Source organism: Ruegeria sp. BHSB196 (assembly GCF_059613135.1).
Map to the genome: position 1 here is coordinate 49,780 of NZ_JBXWRY010000022.1, position 24,223 is coordinate 74,002.

Consider the following 24,223-nt stretch of genomic DNA (forward strand, 5'->3'; position numbering starts at 1 on the left):
AGGAGCCCTTGGTCTGGAAAGCAGGGAAGATCAGGCGATCTCGGCCAGACGCGCCAGCGCCTCGTCGATCCTGGCCTCTTCCTCTTCACGGGCGGCCAGGTTGGCCTTGGCTTCCTCCACCACGTCCTCCGGGGCCGAGGCCACGAATTTCGGGTTGTTCAGGCGCCCGCGCAGGCCGCCCAACTCCTTGGCCAGCTTGCCCTTGGCCTTTTCGAGCCGCTCCTTTTCCGCCCCGATGTCGATGATGTCGGCCAGCGGCAGGCCGAACGCGGCGCCCGGCGCGGAGATCGAGATCGTGCCCTTGGGCAGCGCCTCGGCCCGGGTCAGGCTGTCGATCCGCGCCAGCCGCTTGATCAGGGCCTCGTTGCGGTCCCAGGCCGCCTGACCGTGATCGTCGATTTCTGTAACGATCATAGGCACATAAAGCCCCGCGGGCACCCGCATCTGGGCGCGGGCCGAGCGGGTGTTCTCGATCACCGTGATCACCCAGTTCATCTCGCGATCCGCGTCGGGATCGACCAGATCGGCCGCCTTGTAGTCCGGCCAGTCGGCGTGGATCAGCATCTTGGGCCGCTCGGCGGTCAGGCCCCACAATTCCTCGGTGATGAAGGGCATGATCGGGTGCAGCAGGATCATGCACTGATCCATCACCCAGCGCATGGTGGCCTGGGTTTCCGCCTTGGCGTCGGCATCTTCGCCCTGCAGCAGAGGCTTGCTGAGTTCCACGTACCAGTCGCAGACCTTGCCCCAGACGAAGGCGTAGAGCGCACCCGCCGCGTCGTTGAAGCGGTAGCTGTCCAGCGCGGCGTCGACCTCTTCGCGGACGCGGGCGGTTTCGCCGATGATCCAGCGGTTCACCGCGTTTTGTGCGTTTTGTACCTGCGCCAGATCGCCGATCGTCCGGTTTGTACCATCGTAGACGCCGTTCATCTCGGCAAAGCGGACGGCGTTCCACAGCTTGGTGCCGAAATTGCGATAGCCGGTGATCCGCTCGCGCGACAGTTTCAGCACGCCGCCGATCGCCGCCATCGAGGCGTTGGTGAAGCGCAGCGCGTCGGCGCCGAATTCGTCCACGATCTCCAGCGGGTCGATGACGTTGCCGGTGGTCTTGGACATCTTCTTGCCCTTCTCGTCGCGGACGAGCTGGTGCAGATAGACGGTGTGGAACGGGATCTGATCCACCACGGCCAGCTGCATCATCATCATCCGGGCGACCCAGAAGAACAGGATGTCGAAACCGGTGACGAGCACATCGGTCGGGTAATAGCGCTTCAACTCCTCGGTCTGTTCCGGCCAGCCCAGCGTGCCGATGGGCCAGAGGCCGGAGGAGAACCAGGTGTCGAGAACGTCGGGGTCGCGCCAGACCGGGTAGACCAGCTTGGTCGGATCCTGATCCACCGCGTATTGCGCCAGGCTTTCGGCAAAGGCGTGGATCGCCGCGTGCTTGTCGGCCACCTCGATCACGGAGGCGTGGCTGAGCGGGCTGGGGATGTCGGCATTGTCGTCCAGGAATTTCGCGGTGACATCCTCGAAGCTGGCGGCGCATTCCATAACCGCCCCCCGGTGCAGCATGCCGCCTTCGTTCAGCAGCCGGCCCAGCTCGACCAGGTCCAGCTCGCCGTCGTTTTCGTCATCCTTGAAATCCTCGGCCGACAGGTCCAGCCCGTACCAGACCGGAATCTGATGCCCCCACCACAACTGGCGGCTGATGCACCAGGGCTCGATGTTTTCCAGCCAGTGGTAATAGGTCTTTTCGCCCGATTCAGGGATGATCCTGACCCGGCCGTCGCGCACCGCGTCCAGCGCGGGGCCGACGACCTTTTCGGCATCGACGAACCACTGGTCGGTCAGCATCGGCTCGATCACCACCTTCGAGCGGTCGCCGAAGGGCTGCATGATCGGTTTGCTCTCGACCAGCGGCACCAGCGCGTCGGCGCCCTCGGCATCGGGCTTCAGCGCGGTCGATCCCAGGCGCGGGTCGTCCGCGCGGGTCATCACGGCCAGACCTTCGGCGGTGATCTCCTCGACCACCCTGGCGCGCGCCTCGAACCGGTCCAGCCCGCGCAGATGGTCGGGCACCAGGTTGATCGCGTCGATCTCGTTCTCGGTGAACGCGCGTCCGCGGGCGTAGTCCTGCGCCTTGGCGGCCTCGTCGGCATAGGGCGCGCCATCGGCCCGCATGTGGCCGCGCGTGTCCATCAGGCGGTAGAGCGGGATGTTGCCGCGCTTGGCGACGGCATAATCGTTGAAATCATGCGCGCCGGTGATCTTCACCGCGCCCGATCCGAAATCCGGGTCGGGGTATTCATCGGTGATGATCGGGATCTGGCGGCGATGCTCCTTGGGGCCCACCGGGATTTCGCAAAGCTTGCCGACGATGGGCGCATAGCGTTCGTCCGAGGGGTGCACGGCCACCGCGCCGTCGCCCAGCATGGTCTCGGGGCGGGTGGTGGCGATGGAGATGTAGTCGCGCTCTTCCTCCAGCACGATGTTCCCATCCTCGTCCTTTTCGACATAGGTATAGGTCTCGCCCCCGGCCAGCGGGTACTTGAAGTGCCACATGTGGCCCGCGACCTCGATATTCTCGACCTCCAGATCCGAGATCGCAGTCTCGAAATGCGGATCCCAGTTCACCAGCCGCTTGCCGCGATAGATGTAGCCCTTTTCATACATGTCCACGAAGACGCGGATCACCGCATCGTGGAAATTGGGCGAGTTTTCATGCCCCGTGCGCGGATCCCCCGGCGCGCCGGCCATGGTGAAGGCGTTGCGCGACCAGTCGCAGGAGGAGCCGAGGCGCTTGAGCTGTTCGACGATGGTGCCACCGTACTGGCCCTTCCATTCCCAGACCTTTTCCAGAAACGCCTCGCGCCCCAATTCCCGTCGGCCCTTGTTGCCGGTCGCCGCCAGCATCCTTTCCACCTGGAGCTGGGTGGCGATGCCGGCGTGGTCCTGTCCGGGCTGCCACAGCGTGTCGAAGCCGCGCATCCGGTGCCAGCGGATCAGGATGTCCTGCAGGGTGTTGTTGAAGGCGTGGCCCACATGCAGCGCGCCGGTCACGTTGGGCGGCGGGATCATGATGCAGAAGCTTTCGTCGCGCGAACGGTTCGCGCCCGCCTTGAAGGCACCGGCCTCTTCCCAGGCCGTGTAGAGGCGCGCTTCGGCCTCGGCCGCGTTGAACGTCTTATCCATCGCCATCGTGATGATCCCTTCGTCAATCGAGGCTCCAATTACCCAATGCCGGCGCGAAGGAAAAGGCGGCAGGGGCGTTTTCTTTGCCCCCGAGCGGCGGCGCGGGCGTCGGCGGCGGGATTTGGGTATTTTCGACCAGAAAGAAGCCGCAACGGTTTCTTAACCGGAATCGGGGCACCCTGCCCTTGCGGTACAGGCTGGGGAGCCGATGACCGCACCAGGAAGAAGCCGCCCCTGACCCGTGGCAGGATTGTCCCGCCGAGGATGGACGGCCGCGTGGCAGGGGCGCTTCGACCTGCTTCTTTCTGGTCACAAATACCCAATCTGCGCCGCAGGCGCAGGCGCGGCGCCAAGCCGCGACCGGGCGGAACGGGGGGTCTTGCCGGGCTCCGGCATGGGCGGGCCCGAGCCGGCGCGCGGAGCCGGTCCCTGCGCTAACCGCGCGCGTCGTACAATGGCACCGCGCTGGTCGCGCCCTGCGCCAGCGCCTTGCTCTGATCGGCGCGGATGCGGTCATAGAGCGTCAATGCCTCGGGAGCAAAAGGCGCCTTGGGCGGATCGACGTGGATGAAGTTGCCGGTGCCGTCCCGACCCCGGGCCGGCATGGCATAATCGCGCTCGGCCACCTGCTGGCGGGCGTTGGGGTTGAGATAGCGGATCGCAAGGCCGATCCGCCTGTCGTCCGAGCGGTTGGGCCCCGAGCCGTGGATGGTCAGGCCGTGATGCAGCGACATCTGGCCGGGCGAAAGCTCGATATGGGTCTTGTCGCTCTCGGCCACGTCGACCGCGATTTCCTGCCCGCGCGACAGCAGGTTGGTTTCGGAAAACGTGTCGTTGTGCGGCAGGATGGGGTTCTTGTGGCTGCCGCGCACGAAATCCATGCAGCCGCTGGCCACCGTGGCCGGCGACAGGGCCAGCCAGGCGGTCACCTGGTCCGGGGTCTCGCCGAGGCCCCAATAGGTCAGATCCTGATGCATGCCGACGATGTGGGTGGTGTGCGGCTCCTTGATGAAGAACTCGGCCGACCAGACCAGAAGATCGGGCCCAAGAACGCCCTCGACCACATCGAGGATCCGCGGGTCGAGCGCGATGCGGGCGGCCAGCGGCATGACGACGTGGGAATTGACCCGCTTGTACATGTTGAGCGGCAGCGGCAGATCGGCGGCGCGCCATTCCGACTCGATCCGTTCCAGCTCGGCGCGATGGGTCAGCGCCTCGGCCTCGGTCATGACGTCGACGGGGTGCAGGAACCCGTCGTCCCAATACCGGGCGACGTGCCCGGCCGACAGGCGGCCATCGGTCAGGGTCAGGGGTGTGGTCATCGCCGGCTCCGTCCTGAATGGTTTTGGCGACCGTAACCGCAGTCTGGGACGGGTCAGAACGGTAAGTCTTGCCGGTCAGGGCAAGTTTTGCTTAGCCTGATCGCATGGCGTCTCGCATCCCCACTCTCAACTGGTTGCGCGTCTTCGAGGCCGCGGCGCGCACCGAGAGTTTTGCCCGCGCGGCGGCGCAGCTGAACATGTCGCCGGCGGCGGTCAGCCAGCAGGTCAAGGCGCTTGAGACGCAGCTGGGAACGCCGCTGTTCCGGCGCCACGCCCATGCGGTGACGCTGACCGAGGCCGGACGGGCCTATCTGCCCAGCGTGCAGCAATCCTTGCTGATGCTGGAAACCGCGACCTCGGGGCTGTTCGGGCAGAGCCGCGAAAGCCGGCTCTACGTGCAGTCGGTCCTGCTTTTTGCCCAGGGCATTCTGGCGCCGGGGCTGGGAGAGTTCCTGCGGGCGCATCCCACGGTCAGCCTGGTGCTGAACACCGGCAGCGACGCGGTGGACTTCGCCAACCAGTTCGCCGATCTCCAGATCGTCTTCGGCAATCCGGCGCAATTCGGGGCCGAGAGCGATTTCCTGCTGTCCGAGACCATCTATCCGGTGGCACGGCCCGATCTCGCCGGCACGATCGCGCGGCCCGATGACTTGCTGCAGCATCGTCTGATCGACGTTTCCGCGCATCGCGCGGGCTGGCCACAGCTCTTCGAGGCCCTGCGGTTGTCGCCGGGTGCGGGGCAGTTCCTTTTCGTGGACGACACGATCATGGCCGCGTCGCTGGCGGCCGAAGGGCTGGGGGTCGCTCTGGCCCGCGCGCCTGCCAGCGACCGGATCATGCAGCGGTCGGGTCTGGTCCGGTGCCTGCCCGATGTCGAAGTCGCGGGGCGGGAATCCTACCACCTGGTCTATGACGACCGCGCGCTGCTGCGCCCGCCATCCCGCCTGTTTCGCCGGTGGCTTCTGGAGCGCATATCGCCGAACCGCTAGCGAACGGTGCACTCCGCGCCCGAAGGGGCGCTGCCCCTCTTGCCCTGCGGGCAATTCACCCCGGGGTATTTTCAACCAGAAAGAAGCAGCGGTCTCTTTCCTGCTTCTTTCTGGTTTCAAATACCCCAGGGAGTTTGAGGGACAGCGTCCCTCAACAAAAAAAGAAAAAGAGCGCGCCGAAGGCGCACGTCTCGGACATGTCGGGCGGCCCGGAACCGGGGTGGGTTGTGTCAGAGCTTGTTTCGCAGCCACTCCATCACCGCCGGACGCACGCTTTGTTCGCCGCGATGGCGGACATCCGAGATGATCTTGCGGATTTCTCCGAGGTCGGAGCGCAACAGCAGGCTCTTGACCGGGCCGATGGAGGCCGGGCGCATCGACAGGCAGCGGATGCCCATGGCCGCGAGGCAGACTGCCTCGATCGGGCGGCCGGCGTCCTCGCCGCAGAAGCTGAGCGGCGTGTTCGAGAGGTTGCACCGCTCGACGATGCGTTCGATGAAGGTCAGGAAGCTGACGTTCAGCGTGTCGTAGCGGCGGCGCACCAGTTCGTTCTCGCGGTCGGCGGCGAAGAAGAACTGTTTCAGGTCGTTGCCGCCGACCGAGATGAAATCGACCTCTTCGAAGAATTTCTGGGGCGCGAAGGCCAACGAGGGGGTTTCGAGCATCGCGCCGACTTCGAGCGACTCCGGGAGCACGTGCCCGAGCCGCTTTTCCCGTGCGATGGTCTTTTCGACCTCCCACCGGGCGGCGCGGAATTCCTCGGCCTGGGCCACGAAGGGGAACATGACGGTCAGCGGGCGGCCGTTGGCGGCGCGGATCAGCGCCTGGAGCTGCATCCGCATGACGCCGCGCTTGTCCAGACCGACCCGGATCGCGCGCCAGCCGAGGGCCGGGTTCGGTTCGGCCACGTGCTTCATGTAGGGCAGCACCTTGTCCGAGCCGATGTCGAGCGTACGGAACACCACCCGCTTGCCGCCGGCCGAGTCCAAGACGCGGGAATATTGTGCGACCAGTTCGGACCGTTTCGGCATCTGGTTGCGGATCAGGAATTGCAGCTCCGTCCGGAACAGCCCGACGCCTTCGGCCCCCGAGGTGGGCAGCGACGGCAGGTCCGCCATCAGCCCCGCATTCATCACCAGGTCGATCTTGTGCCCGTCCAGCGTGACCGCCGGCTTGTCGCGGATCGACACGTAGCGTTCCTGCGCCTTGGCCTGCATGGCGATCTTGTCGCGGAAGGCGCCGACGACGGAATCCTCCGGCCGCAGGTGCACGATCCCCTGATCCCCGTCGACGAGGATGTGATCGCCGTTCAACGCCTCGGTGGTGATGCGCTGGGTATGCACGACGAGCGGAATGGCCAGCGCGCGCGCGACGATGGTGGCGTGGCTGCCGACCGAGCCTTCTTCCAGCACGATGCCCTTGAGCGCGCGGCCATATTCCAGCAGGTCGCCCGGCCCGATGTTGCGGGCCACCAGGATGGGGTCGGGCGGCAGTTCCAGCCCGGAGTCCTTGCCCTGTCCGGTCAGGATCCGCAGCAGCCGGTTGCTGAGATCGTCCAGGTCGGCCAGCCGTTCGCGCAGGTAGGGATCGGTGACCTGGTTCATCCGGACGCGGGCCTGGGACTGTTCCTTTTCCACCGCCGCCTCGGCGCTGAGGCCGCGGGCGATGTCCTCTTCCATGCGCCGCATCCAGCCCTTGGAATTGGCGAACATCCGGTAGGCTTCGAGCACCTGCAGCTGGTCCTTGTCGCCGCCCTGCGAGATCTCCAGCATCTTGTCGACGCCGACGCGCAGCTCCTCGACCGCCTCGTTCAGCCGTTCCAGTTCGCGGTGCGGGTCGTCGGCGATGGGATTGGTGACGACCACGCGCGGCTCGTGCAGCCAGACATGGCCTTCGGCCGAGCCTTCCTGGGCCGGGCCGCCGGTCAGCACCACCGATTGCTGGTGCAGGGGCGACAGGGCCGCGCCTTCGCCGACGAAGGCGCCCAGTTCGGCCATTTCGGCCAGCACCATGGCGACCACTTCCAACGCATAGACCTCGTCGGCGGAGAACTGGCGCGCGGCGCGCGACTGCACGACCAGAACGCCGAGTTTCTCGCCGAGCCGCTGGATCGGAACCCCCAGAAAGGAGGAGAACCGTTCCTCACCGGTTTCGGGCATGTAGCGGAACCCCTTTTCGGACGGGGCGTTCGGCGTGTTGATGACCTGCCCGGACTTGGCGACCCGGCCGACCAGCCCTTCGCCCATGCGCATCCGGGTCTGGTGCACCGCCTCGGGCGCCAACCCTTCGGTGGCGCAAAGCTCCAGCGTTTCCTCGTCGCGGAACAGGTAGATGGAGCACACTTCGCTGCGCATGCTGTCCGCGATCAGGTGGGTGATCCGGTCCAGCCGTTCCTGGCCAGCAGCCTCGCTGGCCATCGCTTCGCGCAGCCGCCCCAGCAGCTTGCGGGATTCGGTTTCGGTACCGTCAGCCATGGCCCATGTCACGTTTCGGTGTCAGGCGCCAGGGTCGGAAAACCTCAGGCCGCCTTGTCCAGTTCAAACGCATCATGCAGCGCCTGAACCGCAAGTTCCATGTATTTCCGGTCGATCAGCACGGAAATTTTTATCTCGGAGGTTGTAATGACCTTTATATTGATCCCCTCATCCGAGAGCACCTTGAACATTTTCGCCGCCACGCCCGATTGCGAGCGCATGCCGATGCCGACCACCGAGACCTTGCAGACATCGTTGTCGGCGACCAGTTCGGCATAGTTGAGCTCGCCCGCGTCCTTGATCGCCAGAAGCGCCTTTTCGGCGCGCGCCACCTGGTTGGTGGGGCAGGAGAAGGTCATGTCGGTGCGGCCCTCGTCCGAGATGTTCTGCACGATCATGTCCACGTTGATGCCCGCGTCGCTGAGCGCGGTGAAGAGGGTGGCGGCGATGCCGGGGCGGTCGGCCACCGAAACGACGGTCATCTTGGCCTCATCCCGGGAATAGGCCACACCGGAGACAACATTGGATTCCACGATTTCCTCCTCGTCGACGACCAGCGTGCCCGCCTCGTCGGACTGTTCCCCGAAGCTTGAGAGAACACGCAATTTGACATTGTAGCGCATCGCCAGCTCGACCGAGCGGGTCTGCAGCACCTTGGCCCCGAGCGAGGCCAGTTCGAGCATTTCCTCGAACGAGATCCGGTCCATCTTGCGCGCCTTTTCGCAGATGCGGGGATCGGTGGTATAGACGCCGTCCACATCCGTGTAGATGTCGCAGCGTTCCGCTCCGAAGGCGGCGGCGAAGGCCACGGCGGTGGTGTCGGAACCGCCGCGTCCGAGGGTGGTGATGCGGCCTTCGGGGCTGATGCCCTGGAAACCCGCGACCACGGCGACCTTCATGCCTTCGGCGAATTTCTGGGTGATGTTGTCGGTGGGGATCTCTTCGATCCGGGCCGCCGAGTGGGCCGAGGTGGTGATCAGCGGCACCTGCCAGCCCTGCCAGCTGCGGGCGGGGATGTCCATTTCCTGCAGCGTCAGGGCCATCAGCCCGGCGGTGACGTTCTCGCCCGAGGACACCACGGCGTCGTATTCGCGCGCGTCGTAGAGCGGCGAGATCTCATCGACCCAGCCGACCAGTTCGTTGGTCTTGCCGGACATGGCCGAAACGATGACGATGACATCGTACCCCTTGGCGACCTCGACACCCACGCGCTTGGCCGCGCGGCGGATGCGGTCAAGATTGGCGACCGACGTGCCGCCGAATTTCATCACGAGTACGGGCATGGGGCCAACAGTCTCCGCGCCTTGGAATTCCGGTCCCGAGCCTCATATGCGAGGGGGGGCGCAAGGGCAAGTGGACAAACGGGATCCGCGGCGGCGCGGCATGGGTTTACAATGCATTGCGCCGGTGCGAGCGTGGGGGCGTCCTGTCACGCGCAAGAGGTTCTTCATGCTCCGCCCCGTTCTCGCCCTCGCCCTGCTGTCCAGCCAGGCGGCCGCCCAGGTTCCGACCGTTTCGGGAACCGACGGCCAGAATTCGCTGGGGACCGTGCCCTGCGCGGCGATGCCGGGGCAGACGATCGAAAGCTGCCCGGCCGAGCTGCGCCACAAGGACGACGGCACCGCGACGCTGGCGGTCCAGCTGAAGACCGGCGAGGTGCGGCGCATCTATTTCGAGGGGGGCAGGCCGACCTCGTCGAGTTCGACCTCGGAGATGACGACCGAAACGCGCGGCGACCTGCTGGTGATCTTCATCGCGCCTGGCGAGGTCTATGAGATTCCCAAGGCGGCGGTGGCCGCTCAGTAGGGGTGCGCGCGCCCGTCCCAGGTTTCGAAGCAGCCGGTGCTGTCCAGGGACAGGGCGGCAAAGCGATCGGCAAGGCCGGCCGCGGCCTCATCGGCCCCGATCGCGGCGGCGGGGCCGCCCATGTCGGTCCGGACCCAGCCGGGATGGTAGATGCCGACGGCGATGCCGTCCGCCCGCAGATCGGCCGCGAGGTTGCGCCCGAGGTTGAGCGCGGCCGCTTTCGACGCACGATAGATGTAGCTGCCGCCAGGCGCGTGGGTGTCCGAGGCCATCTGGGACGACAGGATCGCCACCTTGCCCCGCGCCGCGCGCAGATGGGGCAAGAGCGCCTGAACGGTCAGAAACACCCCGGTGACATTGGCCGCGAAGGTCCGGTCCCACATGTCGGGCGGATAGCCCTCGATCCCCTGCCCCTTGTCCAGATAGACGCCTGCGTTGCAGACCAGCAGATCGACCGGCCGGTCGCCCAGCGCCGCGGCCATGCCGCGATGGTGGTCGGCCCGGGTCACATCCAGCACGATATCGTGGCTGCCGTCGCGGGCGGTTCCGGTCACGTCATGGCCCGCCGAGCGGTAGTGCCGGACCAGAGCCTGCCCGAGGCCGCGATTGGCCCCGGTGATCACCACATGCATGGGTCAGTTGGTCTTGCGGTTGGGCATGAAGGGCAACGGGGCCACCGGCACGCCCTCTTCCACCAGCGCCTTGGCGTCATCCATCCGTGCCTCGCCGTAGATGGCCCGTTCGGGCGCCTCGCCCAGATGGATCCGGCGCGCCTCGGTCACGAAATCCTTGCCGACGTAGTCGGAATTCTCTTCGATCCTGCGGCGCAGTTCCGCCAGCGCCTGTTCGGCGGGAGAGGCCGGTTGGGACAGCGGCCTGGCGCCCGCCGCCTTTCCGGTTTCGCCGCGCGCGGGCTGCACCCGCGGCGTCATGATCGCCTTTTCCACGTCGCTGCTGCCGCAGACGGCGCAGGAAACCATTCCGGCGGCCGCCAGCTTGTCATAGGCTGCGGCCGACTGGAACCAGCTGTCGAAGCTGTGGCCTTTCTTGCATTTCAGCGCGTATTGAATCATGGCTCATCCAATATGGCGGGTCGGCGAATAGATATCCAGCGGCGACCGAAGATCAAGACGCGATAACGCACTAGTGCAAGGGATGTGGCCGGAATTCCAGCAACAGGCGGGCCAAATCCGGCTCGGCCACCTTGGACGCCGCTTTCCTGGGCGAAAACCATTTCCGGCGGCGGTCGCCGTGTTCGGGATATTTCGCTGCCAGGCGCCGGACCCTGAATGGAAACACCTCGACCAGGCAGGGCAGATTGCCCTTTCGGGGCCGTATCTTGGTGTAGAAATACCGCCCGACGCTGTCGGGGTGGCAGTCTCCGACCGCGCCGGCCTCTTCCCAGGCTTCGATCCGGGCCGTGCCGGCGCCTGAGCGATCCGGCACGGGCCAGCCCTTGGGGATCACCCAGCGGCCCGATCCGCGTGACGTGATCAGCAGGATTTCCGGTTTGCCGGACTTGATCCGATAGCAAAGCGCGCCGAACTGGGTCTTGCACCGGTAGTGTCCGGATGCCGCAGGGATTTCGGTGACAATCTTGGCCTTCATCGCGCCTCCTGCCCGAAAAGATAGCAGAGGCGGCCCGGCCTGTCAGCGCCCTTGCGCCGAAAATCCACAAGATGTTGTAGCGTCTTTTCGACGAAACGCGAGATGATCGTCCGCCCCGGCACCGCGCGGCGTCAGCGGATCATCTTTGCGGTCAGCCGCTCCAGCAAGTCCTCATGCGCGATGTCCGCGTCGATCGCCAGCCGCCGCAGCCCGAAATGCACGCCCGCGATCTGCTGGTAATACTGCGTGTAGACATAGTTGGTGCCGCCGCCCGCCACGGCGCCCAGAACCGGCACGGACTGGGCCGCGAGTTTCTGCCCAAGCGCCCCGGCCAGACGTGGCGCGACCGTGGCGATCAATCGCTGGACGGTCGGCCCGGTCAGCGTGAGCCGGACCGAAAAGAACCCCAGATCGGCCCCGTCGTCCTGCGACAGCGGACCGGCGGCGGCCAGCACGCGCACGCAATCGAACATCACGTTTTCGGATGCGGGATCAAAGCCCTGGCGCGCGGCCTCGCCCTGAATGGCTCGCAGAAGCATGGTGGTGGTCACCGGCAGTTCGACCAGCGCCGTGGGCAGGCCGCCGAACCCGCCGGCCGCGCCCATCGCGGTCGTCAACGCCGTGTTCACCCAGGGTTTCTGGTCGGGCACCGCCCGCCGCGATCCCTGGGCGGCGCGCATCGCGATCCAGAGGGCGCGCTCGGTCGCGCCTTCGAGCCCGTCGCGCACGTTGGGCGGCAACTGGTCGAGCAGCGATTCCGCCTTGCCGCCCAGACGGTTGAGAAACCGGATGCCGATGCCGCCCGCGGCGCGGTACTGCGCCGCCAGCCGGTCCAGCTCGGCTTCGGCGTCGATTGGTTCGACAAAGACGATGTCCTGCATCCGGTGTCACCCTCGCTTTGCTGAAAAGATCGGGATTCGCGCGGCGGGTTTCAATGGGTCAGCCGGTCCAGCGGGTGACGGCGCCGCGGATGCCGTCCCAGCTTCCGGGGCTCAGGTCCATGCCCAGAACCCGGTCGGGATTGGTCGGCGGCGGCATCTCGACGCCGTCGAGGCGGCGGAAACCGAAGCGCGAGTAATAGGGCGCGTCGCCGACCAGCATCACCCGCCGCCAGCCGAGCCGCCGCCCCGCCTCGACGCCTTCGCGGATCAGAAAGGCGCCCAGCCCCTCGCCCTGATGGGTGGGGTGCACCGCCACCGGCCCCAGCAGCAGCGCGTCGGACGCGCCGACATGGACCGGCCAGAACCGGATCGCCCCGGCCACCACGCCGGCGCCGTCGCGGGCCAGGATGGACAGGTCCGAGACCGGCGGAACGCCGTCGCGCAGACGGTACGAGGACAGCGCCTCGCGCCCCGGCGCGAAGCACAGATCGAACAGGGCCTCGACCTCCCACCAATCCTCCGGCTCTTCCGGCCTGATCCCGAACTGCTGCACCCCGGCCCTCTTTTCATGTGTGGCAATCGCCCTAGCACTTCGCTAGGTCTGGAGCAAACGGTTGGAGACAAGAATGTTTTATCGCCCCGAGGACGGCCACGGCCTGCCGCACAATCCGTTCAACGCGATCATCACGCCGCGGCCGATCGGGTGGATTTCGACGCGGGATGCGGACGGGGTGAACAACCTCGCGCCCTATTCGTTCTTCAACGGCGTCGCCTACGTGCCGCCGCAGGTGATGTTCGCCTCGACCGGGGACAAGCCCGACCAGGACGGCGGCAAGGACAGCGTCGCCAACGTCGCGGCGACCGGCGTGTTCTGCGTCAACATCGTGGCCCATGCGCATCGGGACGCGATGAATGCCAGTTCGGCCACGCTGCCCAGGGAAACGGACGAATTCGCCCATGCCGGGCTGGCCGCGGTCGAGTGCGAAACGATCCCCTGCGCCCGGGTCGCGGACGCGCCGGCGGCGCTGGAATGCAGGCTGACGCAGATCGTGACCCTGCCGGGCGCGGCGAACCGGGTGGTGTTCGGCGAGGTGACGGGCGTGCACCTGCGCGACGATTGCCTGCGCGACGGCCGGTTCGACGTGACCGTGTTTCAGCCCCTGGCGCGGCTCGGCTATCGCGACTATGCGGTGGTGCGCGAGCTGTTCAGCCTGTCGCGGCCCGACGACTGATGCCGGGCAATGGGGGCCAGCCCCCGCCGCCCTTCGGGCGGCTCCCCCGGGATATTTTCAGCCAGATGAACAAGGGATCCTTCATTCATCTGGCCCCAAATATCCCGGAGCGCGAGGCGGAGCCTCGCAAGATTCAATGGCCGCCGAGGATGCCGGTACGGACGGAGTAGTCCACCGCCAGCCCGTAATCCGGGTCGTCGTCGCTGTCGACCATCAGATGGCCGGCCTTGTTGAGCAGCTTGTGGCAATCCCGGCTCAGGTGGCGCAGCACGACGCGTTTGCCTGCGGCCTCGTATTTGCCGGCGACGGTTTCGATGGCCTGCAGGGCCGATTGATCGACCACGCGGCTTTCGGCGAAATCCACGATCACGGCGTCGGGGTCGTTTTGAACGTCGAACAGCTCGACGAACCCGTCGGCGGAGCCGAAGAACAGCGGACCCCGGATTTCATAGACCTTGGCTCCCTTCTCGGTCTCGGAGTCGCGGGTGACGGCATGGATGCGCTTGGCGTTGTTCCAGGCATAGGCCAGGGCCGAGACAATGACGCCGACAACCACGGCGACGGCAAGGTCTTCCATCACGGTGACGACGGTGACGAGAACGATCACGAAGGCGTCGGTCAGCGGCACCCTGCGCAGGATGTTGAACGAGTTCCAGGCGAAGGTGCCGATCACCACCATGAACATGACGCCGACCAGCGCGGCGAGCGGGATCCGCTCGATCAGGGGCGATCCGACGAGGATGAACATCAGCAGGAACAGCGCCGCGGCGATCCCGGCCACGCGGGTGCGGCCGCCGGATTTCACGTTGATCATCGACTGGCCGATCATGGCGCAGCCGCCCATGCCGCCGAAAAAGCCGGTGACGACATTGGCGGTGCCCTGGGCGATGCATTCCTGGCTGGCGCCGCCGCGCTTGCCGGTGATCTCGCCCACCAGGTTCAGCGTCAGCAGGGATTCGATCAGGCCGATGGCGGCCAGGATGACCGCATAGGGCAGGATGATCTGCAGGGTTTCGCGGTTGAGCGGCACCATCGGAATGTGGAACTGCGGCAGGCCGCCCTCGATCGAGGCCAGATCGCCGACGCGCGGCACGTCCAGCCCGAACCCGATCACCAGCGCGGCGACGACGACGATGCCGGCCAGCGGCGCGGGCACGATGCGGGTGATGCGCGGCATCACCCAGATCACCGCCATGGTCAGCGCCACGAGACCCAGCATGGTATAGAGCTGCAGTCCCGAGAGCCATTCACCGCCGCCGAGCCCGTGGCCGGTGTCTTCCATGCTGCCCGGCACCTTGAACTGGCCCATCTGCGCCAGGAAGATCACGATGGCCAGCCCGTTGACGAAGCCCAGCATCACCGGATGCGGCACCAGCCGGATGAACTTGCCCCATTGCATCACCCCGGCGACGATTTGCAGAAGGCCCATCAGAACCACGGTGGCGAACAGGTATTCGACGCCGTGCTGCGCCACCAGCGACACCATGACCACGGCGAGCGCACCGGTCGCGCCCGAGATCATGCCGGGGCGCCCGCCGATCAGCGCGGTGATCAGGCCCACGAGGAAGGCGGCATAGAGGCCGACCAGCGGGTGCACGCCCGCGACGAAGGCAAAGGCCACCGCCTCGGGCACCAGCGCCAGCGCCACGGTCAGACCGGACAGCAGCTCGATGCGCAGGCGCGACGGGGTCAGCCCTTCGTCCGGCATCCAGCGCAGATCGGGTATGGCGAGGCGATCGGCAAAACTTGCCAGAATGGCTCGGGGCATCGGATGGTCCTGTGGTGATTTCAGTCGCGCAAGGGGGTCTTCTAGCGGCATGGCCCGGCCTGAGCCACAGCAGCGGGCGGGATGCCGCCATGCGTTTGGCGCATGGCGGGCATCTCTCGGCAACGTGACTTGAAACGTGGCACGGCTGGCGCAACGCTGCGTTATGCGCTGGTTCGCACCGATCCTTTTCGCCGCCTTCCCCGCGTTGGCGCAGGATTTGCAGGGCAATGACACGCCCGGCAACTGGCGCGTGACCCATCACGCCATCTTCGGCATCTGGAATTCGATGTGCGATGAGCGGGAAGAAGACGGCGCGTTGCGGCAGCGTTGCTATGTCCGGCGGGTGGATGTGTTCTCGCCGCGCCCCAAATTCGCGGCGCAGTTCGTGTTCGTCACGCCGGAACCCGAAGGCTACAAGGTGGATTTCGGGATGGAGGCGGGGACGCTGTTCGCGCCGTCGGGGTTCCGGATCGAGGACGGCGAAGACACGCTCTGGCGCACGCGCCGCCCCGGCTGTCTGACCGGTCTGCGCTGCACGTTCGAGGGGGACGCGGCGCGGGATCTGATCGACGCGATGCGGGCGGGCGCCGCCTTTCGCTTTGAGTTTCGCGACCGGCACGATCAGCCGCAGGATCTGACCTGGCCGCTGGACGGGTTTGACGCGGCCTGGGAGGATTTTCGGGCGCAGTCGGCGGCACGGGGGCTGATCGACTGAGCGCCGGCCCTTGCCAAACGGCGCGGCAGCCCGCAGAAATCGCCCCGGAAACCACCGCAGCAGGCAGGGAGAGGGCACGTGACCAAAACCAGAATCGCCGTCATCGGCGGATCGGGCATCTATGAGATCGACGGGCTGGAGGACGCCGCCTGGGTGGCGGTCGAGACGCCCTGGGGCGCGCCGTCGGACGAGATCCTGACCGGGCGGCTGGACGGCGTGGAGATGGCGTTTCTGCCGCGCCACGGGCGCGGTCACGTGCATGCGCCCACCGATGTGCCCTATCGCGCCAATATCGACGCGCTGAAGCGAATCGGGGTGACGGACGTGATCTCGGTCTCGGCCTGCGGGTCGTTCCGCGAGCGGATGGCGCCGGGCGATTTCGTGATCGTCGATCAGTTCATCGACCGGACATTCGCCCGCGACAAGAGCTTTTTCGGAACCGGCTGCGTGGCGCATGTGAGCGTGGCCGAGCCGACCTGCCCGCGCCTGTCGGACGCCTGCGAGACCGCCGGCAGGGCCGCGGGCATCACCATCCATCGCGGCGGCACCTATCTGGCGATGGAGGGGCCGCAATTCTCGACGCTGGCGGAATCGAAGATGTATCGCGAGCACTGGGGCTGCGACGTGATCGGCATGACCAACATGCCCGAGGCCAAGCTCGCCCGCGAGGCCGAGCTGTGCTACGCCTCGGTCGCGATGGTCACGGATTACGACAGCTGGCATCCGGATCATGGCGAGGTCGATATCGGCACCATCATCGCGACGCTCAGCGGCAATGCCGACAAGGGCCGCGCGCTGGTCAAGGGGCTGCCGGCGCTGCTGGGGGCCGAACGGTCCCCCTGCCCGCACGGATGCGACCGGGCGCTGGACTTTGCGATCCTGACCGCGCCGGACAAGCGCGATCCGGCGGTGCTGGCGAAGCTGGACGCGGTTGCGGGCCGGATCCTCTGACCGGCGGCGTCAGTTGCCGGACGTTTCCGGATCGGCCGGCAGGCGGGCCAGCACCTCGGACCACAGGCCGTTGGCCCACAGATCGCCGTGCCCGGCCCCGTCCACATAGACGACGGCCTTGGGATCGCGGGCCAGGTCGAACAGCGCCCGGGCGTGGGCGACCGGCACCGTCTGGTCCTGGGTGCCGTGGACGATCAGGACCGGCACCCGGACATGGCCGATCCGGTCGCGCGTCGCGAACTGGTCGGTCATCAGCAGCGAAACCGGCAGCCAGGGATACCGGTCCTCGGCCACGTCAACGGCGGCGGTGAACGGCGCTTCGAGGACCAGCATCGCGGCATCGGGGCGCTGTTCGGCGACACCGGTGGCGATGGCGGTGCCGAGGCTCTGGCCATGCACGATGACCGGGGTTCCCTGGTCCGCCAGCCGGTCGAACAGGGCGACCCCGTCTGCGATCAGCACATCCTCGGACGGGGTGCCCTGGCTGCCGGGATAGCCCCGGTAACTCGGCGCCATGAGGCCGAATCCGCTGTCCAGAATCCGCCGGAACCGGTCGGCGCGGTCGCTCACGTTGCCGCTCTGGCCATGAAAGAACAACACGGTCGGTGCATCCGGCGCGGCGGCGGGCGCGGTCCAGACCGCGATTTCGGTTCCGTCGGCCATCGCCAGGGTGGTTTCCGAGATCTCGGGAACGCCCACGCTTTGCGGCGCGTCCAGTGCTCCGCCCGGCTTGAACAGCAGCGACGTCTGGTTGAGATAGACGTATCCCGCCGCCGCGACATAGGCGAGCCCCAGCGCCACGGCGATGCCGGCGGCCAGCCGGCGCCGCACCCGGCGCTGCCGCTCGGTCGTCGCGTGACGGGTGCGGCCATCGGTTCGGTATCTGTCGGTCATTCAACGGCTCCGGTCAGGGATCATGGGACCAACTTGGGACGCGGGCGGGCGGCTTCAAGGACGGGTCGGCAAGCTTAATCCGTTCTACAGGAAACCGAAAACGCGCGGCCGGGCCGGCCGAACGGCTTGCATTTCGCGGCGAACCCGTCAGGGTGAGCCGGCAACCGGGAGGGTGGAATGTCGCTGGAACTATGGCTTGCCTTCGTCGCCGCCTCGACGGCGCTGCTGCTGATCCCCGGGCCGACCGTGCTGCTGGTTCTGAGCTATGCGCTGTCCAAGGGGCGCAGCGTGGCGGTGGCCTCGGCGACCGGCGTCGCCTTGGGCGATCTGATCGCCATGTCGGCCTCGCTTCTGGGGCTGGGCGCGCTGGTCCTGGCCTCGGCCGAACTGTTCACCATATTGAAGTGGGTCGGCGCGGTCTATCTGGTCTGGCTGGGCTGGAACCTGCTGCGCAGCGCGCCCGCGCAGGGGGTGGAGCCGGTCGAGACCGGGCCTGCCGTCTCAGCCGGCGGGGTGTTCGGACACGCGGCGGCCGTGACCGCGCTGAACCCCAAATCCATCGCCTTTTTCATTGCCTTCGTGCCGCAGTTCCTGCGCGCCGAGTCCCCGCTTGGGCCGCAGTTCACGATTCTCATCGCGACCTTCGTCGGGCTGGCCTGGCTCAACGCGCTGGCCTATGCGCTGCTGGCGGATCGGCTGCGGCGCCTGATCCGGCGCCCCGGCGTGATGGCCGGGATGACCCGCGCGGGCGGGCTGACGCTGATCGGAATGGGACTCGCGACCGCCTTTCTGCGCCGCCCGGCCTGACTCACTCGACCCGTTCGGCGTTTTCCTTCATGAAGCTGCGGATGAACCGGCGGATTTCCCGCGCCGCCGAGGTGTCAAGTTCCTTGCAAAGCTCGACGAATGCGTCCCGTTCGCCCTTGTCGAGACGCAGGACCAACTGACTGTTCTTCTTGCTGGAACCTTTTGCCTCTTTCTTTCCCACGCCCCTGTGCCCCGTCCCTGTCCTTGACAAACGCACTATACAATGTATATACATAGCATATTGTTTGTCGTTATGGGCAGAGTAACAAAAATAAAAAGGAGAAGGCAATGAACCTTCATGTTGCACAGGCATTTCTGTTGCGGGACCAAAGAAACTGGCGCAGGCCGCATCTGTCCTGGCTGCCGGCCAGTCTCTACAGCTACAAGAGCCTGCCGAATTTCATCTCGAAACGCCGCAGCTAGATCGCGCCCCCTTGCGTGATGTCCTTCGATGGGCCAAACCCCTTCGGGTGAGCCGGTCAGCCAAGGGGGGGCACATGCCCAGAAACAAATCGGTCAAGGACTATATCCGCACGATCGTGGATTTCCCGCATGAAGGCATCATGTTCCGGGACGTGACCACCCTGTTCGCGGATGCGCGCGGGTTTCGCATGGCGATCGACCAGATGCTGCACCCCTATGCGGGCGAGCGCATCGACAAGGTCGTCGGGCTGGAGGCGCGGGGATTCATCCTGGGCGGGGCGATTGCCCATCAGCTCAGCGTCGGCTTCGTGCCGATCCGCAAGAAGGGCAAGCTGCCCGGCACCACGATCAGCCAGGATTACCAGCTGGAATATGGCGAAGCCATCGTCGAAATCCATGACGACGCCATCGCGAAGGGCGAAAAGGTTCTGGTCGTGGACGATCTGCTGGCCACCGGCGGCACCGCGGCGGCGGGCATCAAGCTGATCCAGCGGCTGGGCGGCGAGATCGTGTCCTGCGCCTTCATCATCGATCTGCCCGATCTGGGCGGTCGCAAGGTGCTGGAGGCGATGGGCATGGACGTTCATGCCCTGTGCGCGTTCGAGGGCGCCTGAGACCCGGTCATGACCGGTCCGGACCGGTCCGGACCGGACCGCAGAACCGCACCGGGATTCATGATGCCGGCGGGGTCCAGCGCCGCCTTGATCGCCCGCATCGCCGCCAGCCTGGCCGGATCGCCGTAGCGTTCCAGATCGGCGACCTTCATCCGGCCGACGCCGTGTTCGGCGCTGAACGACCCGCCATGGGCCTGCACCAGGTCGTGCACCGCGCGCTGAACCGCCTCGCGCTGCGCCGCATGGGCCGCGCGATCGACGCCGGGCATCGGAAACACGTTGTAGTGCAGGTTGCCGTCGCCCAGATGGCCGAAGCAGTTGATGCGGAAGGCGCCGATTTCGGCCACCACGCCGGGCGCCTCGCGAAGGAATTCCGGGATCTCGGACAGCGGCAGCGCGATGTCGTGGCTCGAGACCGAGCCAATGCGCCGGTTGGCCTCGGGAATGTGTTCGCGCACCGACCAGAGCGCGGCGCGCTGCGCCCCGGACCGGGCGATGACGCCATCCTGCGCCCAGCCCCGCGCCAGGGCGGTTTCGAACAGGGTTTCCAGCGCCGTGTCGGCGTCGAGCCCCTGCGCGGTGCCGATCTCGATCAGCACGCACCAGTCCGGCGGCGCGTCGAAGGGGCTGCGGATGTCGGGCAGAACCTCGGCCAGAAACTCCAGCCCCTGACGATGGATCAGCTCGAAGGCGCTGACCGCCTCGCCCAGCCGGTCGCGGGCCAGGGACAGCAGGTCCAGCGCCGCCTGCGGCGAGGCCACGGCGATCATCGCGGTGCCGGTGCTGGCCGGGATCGGAAACAGCTTCAGGGCCGCGGCGGTGATGATGCCCAACGTCCCCTCCGCCCCGATCAGCAGGTTCCGCAGATCGTATCCGGTATTGTCCTTGCGCAGCCGGGTCAGCCCATGCCAGATCTCGCCATCGGGTAGCACCGCTTCGAGCCCCAGGCACAGGTCGCGCGCATTGCCGTAGCGCAGCACGTTGACGCCGCCCGCATTGGTGGACAGGTTGCCGCCGATGCGGCAGGTGCCCTCGGCCGCGAGCGACAGGGGGAACAGGCGACCGGCGTTCCGCGCCGCCGCGTGGATGTCGGCCAGGATCGCGCCGGCCTCGGCCACCAGCACGTTTTCGGACGGGTGCAGCGCGCGGATCGCGGTCATGCGCTCCAGCGAGACCAGCAGCGGCGCCGGGCCGTCCGGCATGACCTGACCGCCGACCAGGCCGGTGCCGCCGCCATAGGGCACCACCGGCACGCGGGCATCGGCGGCGGCGCGCACCAGGATCGCCACCTGCTCGGCGGATCTGGGCAGGGCCAGCACGCCGGCGTGACCGGCGTAGCGCCCGCGCGGCTCTTCCAGATAGCGCGGCGCGACCGCGCGCAGCGTGTCGTCGGGAAGGCGCGCCGCAAGCTGCGCCGCAAAGGATGGATCGGCCGGGTTCAGGATCATGTCCCTTCCATGCCCAAGGCGCGCCGGGCGGGCAAGCCCTATTCCGGATCGATCAGATAGCGCGGCTCCAGCACCACCACCGTGGGCCGGTCCGGCAGCGTGCGCAGCGACACCTCGATTTCCGAGACGCCGTCGCGCCGGACCGGAAACTCGCCGCGGATATCCGTCAGGAACCGCTCCAGCGAATAGCCCGAGAACCAGTGCATCGGGATGATGACCGAGCTTTTCAGCCGTTTCAGCACCGCGATCGTGTCGGGCAGCGGCATGGTGGTGCCCCCGTCCACGGCCGCCATCACCACGTCCAACCGCCCCAGCGCCGCGAACTGTTCGTCGGTGGGAACGTGGTGGAGATGCCCCAGATGGCCGATGCAAAGCCCCTCGACCTCGAAGACGAAGATGGAATTGCCGCGCTCCTCCACCCCGCCATAGAACGAGCGGATGTCGGTCGAGACGTTGCGGACCAGCATCTCGCCCAGATCGAGGTGATGCTCGATCCCTTCGCCGAACGGCCCCCAGCCCGGCAGCACATGCGGGATCGCCGGGTCGGGATTCGCGGTCCAGTGGGTTTCATGCGCGTGGTTCATGGTCACGATGTCGGGGATCAGGTCGGCGCTGCCGATGAAACCGGTGAAATCGGTGACGGCGTTCAGGCCGCCATGCGTCTGGATCAGGAACGAGGCATGGGCGACATAGCTGATCCGCACCGAAAACTCCGGCACCGGATCCTGCCAGGCGGCCTTGTGCACATAGGCCAGCCCCGGCGCGGCATCGGCAATGGCGATGCAATGGCTGGGGCGCCGTTCCTGCGCCGCCGCGCCTTGCGCGATCAGTACCAATGCCAGCAGAACCCGCCACATGGGAGGTAGTCTAGCGCGACTTGCCGACAAGTCACGCGCCTGATCTTCATCTTGCCGAAAATACTCCGGGGTTTGGGGCAGCGCCCCAATGGCCCCGCAGGGGCCACGCCCGCGCGCTCACCGGTTCACCGGTCAGCCCGCATCGGTCCGCCCGCGCCGGTCCGAGCGCAGGCTGGCATAGAGCACATGCGTGCGCCAGCGCCCGTTGATCTGCAGATAGCTCTGCGCCACGCCCTCGTATTTGAAGCCGGTGCTTTCCAGCAACCCCCGCGAGGCGGTGTTCTCCGGCAGGCAGGCGGCCTCGATCCGGCTCAGGTCGAGGCGGGTGAAGGCGTGGTGGACCAGCGCGCCGATCGCCTCGCGCATGTAGCCCTGGCGCGCGAAGCTCTGCCCGATCCAATAGCCCAGGGTGCCGGCCTGCGCCGGGCCGCGCCGTATGTTGTCGAGGGTGATCGCACCCACCAGCACCTCATCCGCGCGCCGGAACAGGAACAGCGGCACGGCCGAGCCGTTGCCGACCGACCGCTGCGCCCAGTAGACGCGGTTGGTGAAGGACTTGCGGCTGAGATGATCCCCGGCCCAGCTGGGCTCCCACGGGGTCAGGAACTCCCTGGAGGCGCGGCGCAGCGCCGCCCAGTCGCGGAAGTCGGAATGCACGGGCGGGCGCAGGCTGAGCCGCTCGGTCTCGAGTTTCAGCTTGCGCCGGCTCAGAAGCATCACGCCGCGCGCCTCTCCTGCAGTTCGGCGAGGCCCGGGGCGCCGGCGACCGGGCCGTAGAGCGCCAGCGCCGCCGGCGCCCTGACCGCCATCAGCTCGGCAAAAGCGCGCACGTCGGCGGTGGTCACCGCGTCGATGCGGGCGACCGTGTCTTCCAGCGGCGGCACCGTGCCCCAGATCTGCACCAGCCGCGCCAGACGCTCGGCCCGATTCGAGGGGCTTTCCAGCCCCATCAGCATCCCCGCCTTCATCTGGGCGCGGGCGCGGGCGACTTCCTCGGGCGTCATGTCCTCGGCGGCGCGCTTCATCTCGTCGATGGTGATGCCGGCCAGCTCGGCCAGCTGCCCGGCCGAGGTTCCGGCATAGATCGTGGTGGTGCCGGTATCGGCATAGGCGCCGGTCTGGGCGAAGATCGTGTAGCAGAGGCCGCGCGTTTCGCGGATTTCCTGAAACAGCCGCGAGGACATGCCGCCGCCCAGCGCGGTCGAATAGATCTGCGCGGCATAGATCGCGTCGTCGCGATAGCCCGGGCTTTCCAGGGCCAGCGCGAAATGCGCCTGTTCCAGCGTCTTTTCGTGCCGCGCCTCGCCGCCGGTGAACCGGGCCGGTTCGGCAACCAGCCCGCGGCGCGGTTCGAGATGCCCGAACATCGCCTCGGCCAGTCGCATCAGCTGGTCGTGATCGACCGCGCCCGCCGCCGACAGGATCATCTGTTCGGGACAGTAATGCTCGGTCACGAAGGCCGACAGGTCATCCCGAGAAAACGCGCGGACCCGTTCGGAGGGACCGAGGATGGGGCGGCCGAGCGGCTGGTCGCGATAGCTTTCTTCCTGCAGCCAGTCGAAGATCACATCGTCGGGCGTGTCATGGGCCTGGCCGATTTCCTGCAGGATCACGCCGCGTTCGACCTCGATCTCGCGCGGGTCGAAGACGGGGTTCAGCACGATGTCCCCGATCACGTCCATCGCCAGCGCCACGTCGTCCTTCAGGACGCGTGCGTAGTAAGCCGTCACCTCGCGCGAGGTATAGGCGTTGATGTAGCCGCCCACGTCCTCGATCGCCTCGGCGATCTGCAGGGCCGAGCGGCGCTCGGTGCCCTTGAAGGCCATGTGTTCCAGAAAATGCGCGATGCCGTTCTGTTCGATCCGCTCGTGCCGCCCGCCGGCGGTCACCCAGATGCCGATGGCCGCCGATTGCAGCCCCGGCATGTGTTCACTGACGATCCGAAAGCCGTTCTTCAGTTGGTCCTGTCTGACAGTCACTCAGCGATGTGCCTTTTGATATGTTCCTCGATGGCGCCCAGATCGTTGGCGATGCGGGTCACCCGTTCCGGACGTTCATACAGATCAGACATGCGGGAGGGAAGAGGCGGATGCATGCCGCTGGCCTGCTCGACCGCCGCCGGGAATTTCGCCGGATGCGCGGTGGCCAGGGTGATCATGGGCACATCCGTGGCACGGGTGTCCTCGGCCACCTTGATGCCCACGGCGGTGTGCGGACAGACCAGTTCGGCGCTGCGCTCCAG

The 24,223-nt window shown here is 66.9% G+C and carries 24 protein-coding genes and 1 pseudogene; 8 read left to right on the forward strand and 17 right to left on the reverse strand.

Annotated elements, in window-relative coordinates; translation table 11 throughout:
* Window positions 1–30 precede the first annotated feature (30 nt).
* Both AC2FNJ_RS12300 and AC2FNJ_RS12305 read right to left on the reverse strand, forming a co-directional pair.
* Window positions 31–3,198, reverse strand: a complete 3,168-nt coding sequence (locus tag AC2FNJ_RS12300) for a valine--tRNA ligase (RefSeq protein WP_496764539.1) — start codon at window positions 3,196–3,198, stop codon at window positions 31–33.
* A gap of 428 nt (window positions 3,199–3,626) precedes the next feature.
* Window positions 3,627–4,514 carry a phytanoyl-CoA dioxygenase family protein gene (locus tag AC2FNJ_RS12305; protein WP_496764540.1) on the reverse strand — a complete coding sequence of 296 codons (888 nt, stop codon included), beginning with the start codon at window positions 4,512–4,514 and terminating at the stop codon, window positions 3,627–3,629.
* A gap of 104 nt (window positions 4,515–4,618) precedes the next feature.
* On the opposite strand from AC2FNJ_RS12305, the gene AC2FNJ_RS12310 reads away from it, so the two are divergent.
* A complete protein-coding gene (locus tag AC2FNJ_RS12310; protein WP_496764542.1) occupies window positions 4,619–5,503 on the forward strand; it encodes a LysR family transcriptional regulator in 885 nt (294 codons plus the stop codon).
* 230 nt (window positions 5,504–5,733) lie between these two features.
* On the opposite strand, the gene ptsP is transcribed toward AC2FNJ_RS12310, so the two are convergent.
* Window positions 5,734–7,977, reverse strand: a complete 2,244-nt coding sequence (gene ptsP, locus AC2FNJ_RS12315) for a phosphoenolpyruvate--protein phosphotransferase (RefSeq protein WP_496764544.1) — start codon at window positions 7,975–7,977, stop codon at window positions 5,734–5,736.
* A gap of 44 nt (window positions 7,978–8,021) precedes the next feature.
* Complete coding sequence (locus AC2FNJ_RS12320; protein ID WP_496764546.1) at window positions 8,022–9,260, reverse strand: aspartate kinase; 1,239 nt, start codon at window positions 9,258–9,260, stop codon at window positions 8,022–8,024.
* Window positions 9,261–9,426: 166 nt separating this feature from the next.
* Between AC2FNJ_RS12320 and AC2FNJ_RS12325 the strand changes: the two genes are divergently transcribed.
* Window positions 9,427–9,783 (forward strand): hypothetical protein, encoded by a 357-nt coding sequence (locus tag AC2FNJ_RS12325; RefSeq protein ID WP_496764548.1) that lies wholly within the window; start codon window positions 9,427–9,429, stop codon window positions 9,781–9,783.
* Here AC2FNJ_RS12325 and AC2FNJ_RS12330 read toward each other — a convergent pair.
* From AC2FNJ_RS12330 to AC2FNJ_RS12350, 5 genes are all read right to left on the reverse strand, one after another.
* A complete protein-coding gene (locus AC2FNJ_RS12330) occupies window positions 9,777–10,415 on the reverse strand; it encodes an SDR family NAD(P)-dependent oxidoreductase (protein ID WP_496764550.1) in 639 nt (212 codons plus the stop codon). The genes AC2FNJ_RS12325 and AC2FNJ_RS12330 overlap by 7 nt on opposite strands.
* A 3-nt stretch (window positions 10,416–10,418) precedes the next feature.
* Window positions 10,419–10,856: a DUF1178 family protein gene (locus AC2FNJ_RS12335; RefSeq protein ID WP_496764551.1), complete on the reverse strand. Its 438-nt coding sequence runs from the start codon at window positions 10,854–10,856 to the stop codon at window positions 10,419–10,421.
* A 70-nt stretch (window positions 10,857–10,926) separates the two neighbouring features.
* Window positions 10,927–11,391, reverse strand: coding sequence for an NUDIX hydrolase (locus AC2FNJ_RS12340; RefSeq protein WP_496764552.1), 465 nt, complete (start codon window positions 11,389–11,391; stop codon window positions 10,927–10,929).
* A gap of 131 nt (window positions 11,392–11,522) precedes the next feature.
* Window positions 11,523–12,272 carry an EcsC family protein gene (locus AC2FNJ_RS12345; RefSeq protein ID WP_496764554.1) on the reverse strand — a complete coding sequence of 250 codons (750 nt, stop codon included), beginning with the start codon at window positions 12,270–12,272 and terminating at the stop codon, window positions 11,523–11,525.
* Window positions 12,273–12,330: 58 nt separating this feature from the next.
* Complete coding sequence (locus AC2FNJ_RS12350) at window positions 12,331–12,825, reverse strand: GNAT family N-acetyltransferase (RefSeq protein ID WP_496764555.1); 495 nt, start codon at window positions 12,823–12,825, stop codon at window positions 12,331–12,333.
* A 73-nt stretch (window positions 12,826–12,898) separates the two neighbouring features.
* Between AC2FNJ_RS12350 and AC2FNJ_RS12355 the strand changes: the two genes are divergently transcribed.
* On the forward strand, window positions 12,899–13,504 hold the full coding sequence (locus tag AC2FNJ_RS12355; protein WP_496764557.1) for a flavin reductase family protein: 606 nt from the start codon (window positions 12,899–12,901) through the stop codon (window positions 13,502–13,504).
* A 133-nt stretch (window positions 13,505–13,637) separates the two neighbouring features.
* On the opposite strand, the gene AC2FNJ_RS12360 is transcribed toward AC2FNJ_RS12355, so the two are convergent.
* Complete coding sequence (locus AC2FNJ_RS12360; protein WP_496764559.1) at window positions 13,638–15,272, reverse strand: SulP family inorganic anion transporter; 1,635 nt, start codon at window positions 15,270–15,272, stop codon at window positions 13,638–13,640.
* A 163-nt stretch (window positions 15,273–15,435) separates the two neighbouring features.
* Here AC2FNJ_RS12360 and AC2FNJ_RS12365 point away from each other — a divergent pair, with 163 nt between their 5' ends.
* Complete coding sequence (locus AC2FNJ_RS12365) at window positions 15,436–15,987, forward strand: invasion associated locus B family protein (RefSeq protein WP_496764561.1); 552 nt, start codon at window positions 15,436–15,438, stop codon at window positions 15,985–15,987.
* Window positions 15,988–16,065: 78 nt separating this feature from the next.
* A complete protein-coding gene (locus AC2FNJ_RS12370; RefSeq protein WP_496764562.1) occupies window positions 16,066–16,938 on the forward strand; it encodes an S-methyl-5'-thioadenosine phosphorylase in 873 nt (290 codons plus the stop codon).
* Window positions 16,939–16,947: 9 nt separating this feature from the next.
* On the opposite strand, the gene AC2FNJ_RS12375 is transcribed toward AC2FNJ_RS12370, so the two are convergent.
* Window positions 16,948–17,832: an alpha/beta hydrolase gene (locus AC2FNJ_RS12375; RefSeq protein ID WP_496764564.1), complete on the reverse strand. Its 885-nt coding sequence runs from the start codon at window positions 17,830–17,832 to the stop codon at window positions 16,948–16,950.
* 177 nt (window positions 17,833–18,009) lie between these two features.
* Between AC2FNJ_RS12375 and AC2FNJ_RS12380 the strand changes: the two genes are divergently transcribed.
* Window positions 18,010–18,639, forward strand: coding sequence for a LysE family translocator (locus AC2FNJ_RS12380; protein ID WP_496764566.1), 630 nt, complete (start codon window positions 18,010–18,012; stop codon window positions 18,637–18,639).
* A gap of 1 nt (window position 18,640) precedes the next feature.
* On the opposite strand, the gene AC2FNJ_RS12385 is transcribed toward AC2FNJ_RS12380, so the two are convergent.
* A complete protein-coding gene (locus tag AC2FNJ_RS12385) occupies window positions 18,641–18,775 on the reverse strand; it encodes a hypothetical protein (protein ID WP_496764568.1) in 135 nt (44 codons plus the stop codon).
* Between the two features lie 152 nt (window positions 18,776–18,927).
* Here AC2FNJ_RS12385 and AC2FNJ_RS12390 point away from each other — a divergent pair, with 152 nt between their 5' ends.
* A complete protein-coding gene (locus AC2FNJ_RS12390) occupies window positions 18,928–19,062 on the forward strand; it encodes a hypothetical protein (RefSeq protein ID WP_496764569.1) in 135 nt (44 codons plus the stop codon).
* Between the two features lie 74 nt (window positions 19,063–19,136).
* A complete protein-coding gene (locus AC2FNJ_RS12395) occupies window positions 19,137–19,676 on the forward strand; it encodes an adenine phosphoribosyltransferase (protein WP_496764570.1) in 540 nt (179 codons plus the stop codon).
* Here the strand turns inward: AC2FNJ_RS12395 and AC2FNJ_RS12400 are convergent.
* From AC2FNJ_RS12400 to AC2FNJ_RS12420, 5 genes and pseudogenes are all read right to left on the reverse strand, one after another.
* A complete protein-coding gene (locus tag AC2FNJ_RS12400) occupies window positions 19,646–21,124 on the reverse strand; it encodes an FAD-binding oxidoreductase (RefSeq protein WP_496764572.1) in 1,479 nt (492 codons plus the stop codon). The two genes, AC2FNJ_RS12395 and AC2FNJ_RS12400, sit on opposite strands and share 31 nt — an antisense overlap.
* 38 nt (window positions 21,125–21,162) lie before the next feature.
* The gene (locus tag AC2FNJ_RS12405; protein ID WP_496764574.1) at window positions 21,163–21,981 is read right to left on the reverse strand and encodes an MBL fold metallo-hydrolase; all 819 of its coding nucleotides are present in this window, start codon (window positions 21,979–21,981) and stop codon (window positions 21,163–21,165) included.
* A gap of 132 nt (window positions 21,982–22,113) precedes the next feature.
* Window positions 22,114–22,698 (reverse strand): GNAT family N-acetyltransferase, encoded by a 585-nt coding sequence (locus AC2FNJ_RS12410; protein WP_496764577.1) that lies wholly within the window; start codon window positions 22,696–22,698, stop codon window positions 22,114–22,116.
* Window positions 22,698–23,960 (reverse strand): M16 family metallopeptidase, encoded by a 1,263-nt coding sequence (locus tag AC2FNJ_RS12415; RefSeq protein ID WP_496764575.1) that lies wholly within the window; start codon window positions 23,958–23,960, stop codon window positions 22,698–22,700. The genes AC2FNJ_RS12410 and AC2FNJ_RS12415 overlap by 1 nt, the downstream gene beginning before the upstream one ends.
* A pseudogene (locus AC2FNJ_RS12420) lies at window positions 23,957–24,223 on the reverse strand (threonine synthase); the annotation flags it as partial. The gene AC2FNJ_RS12415 and the pseudogene AC2FNJ_RS12420, both read right to left, overlap by 4 nt.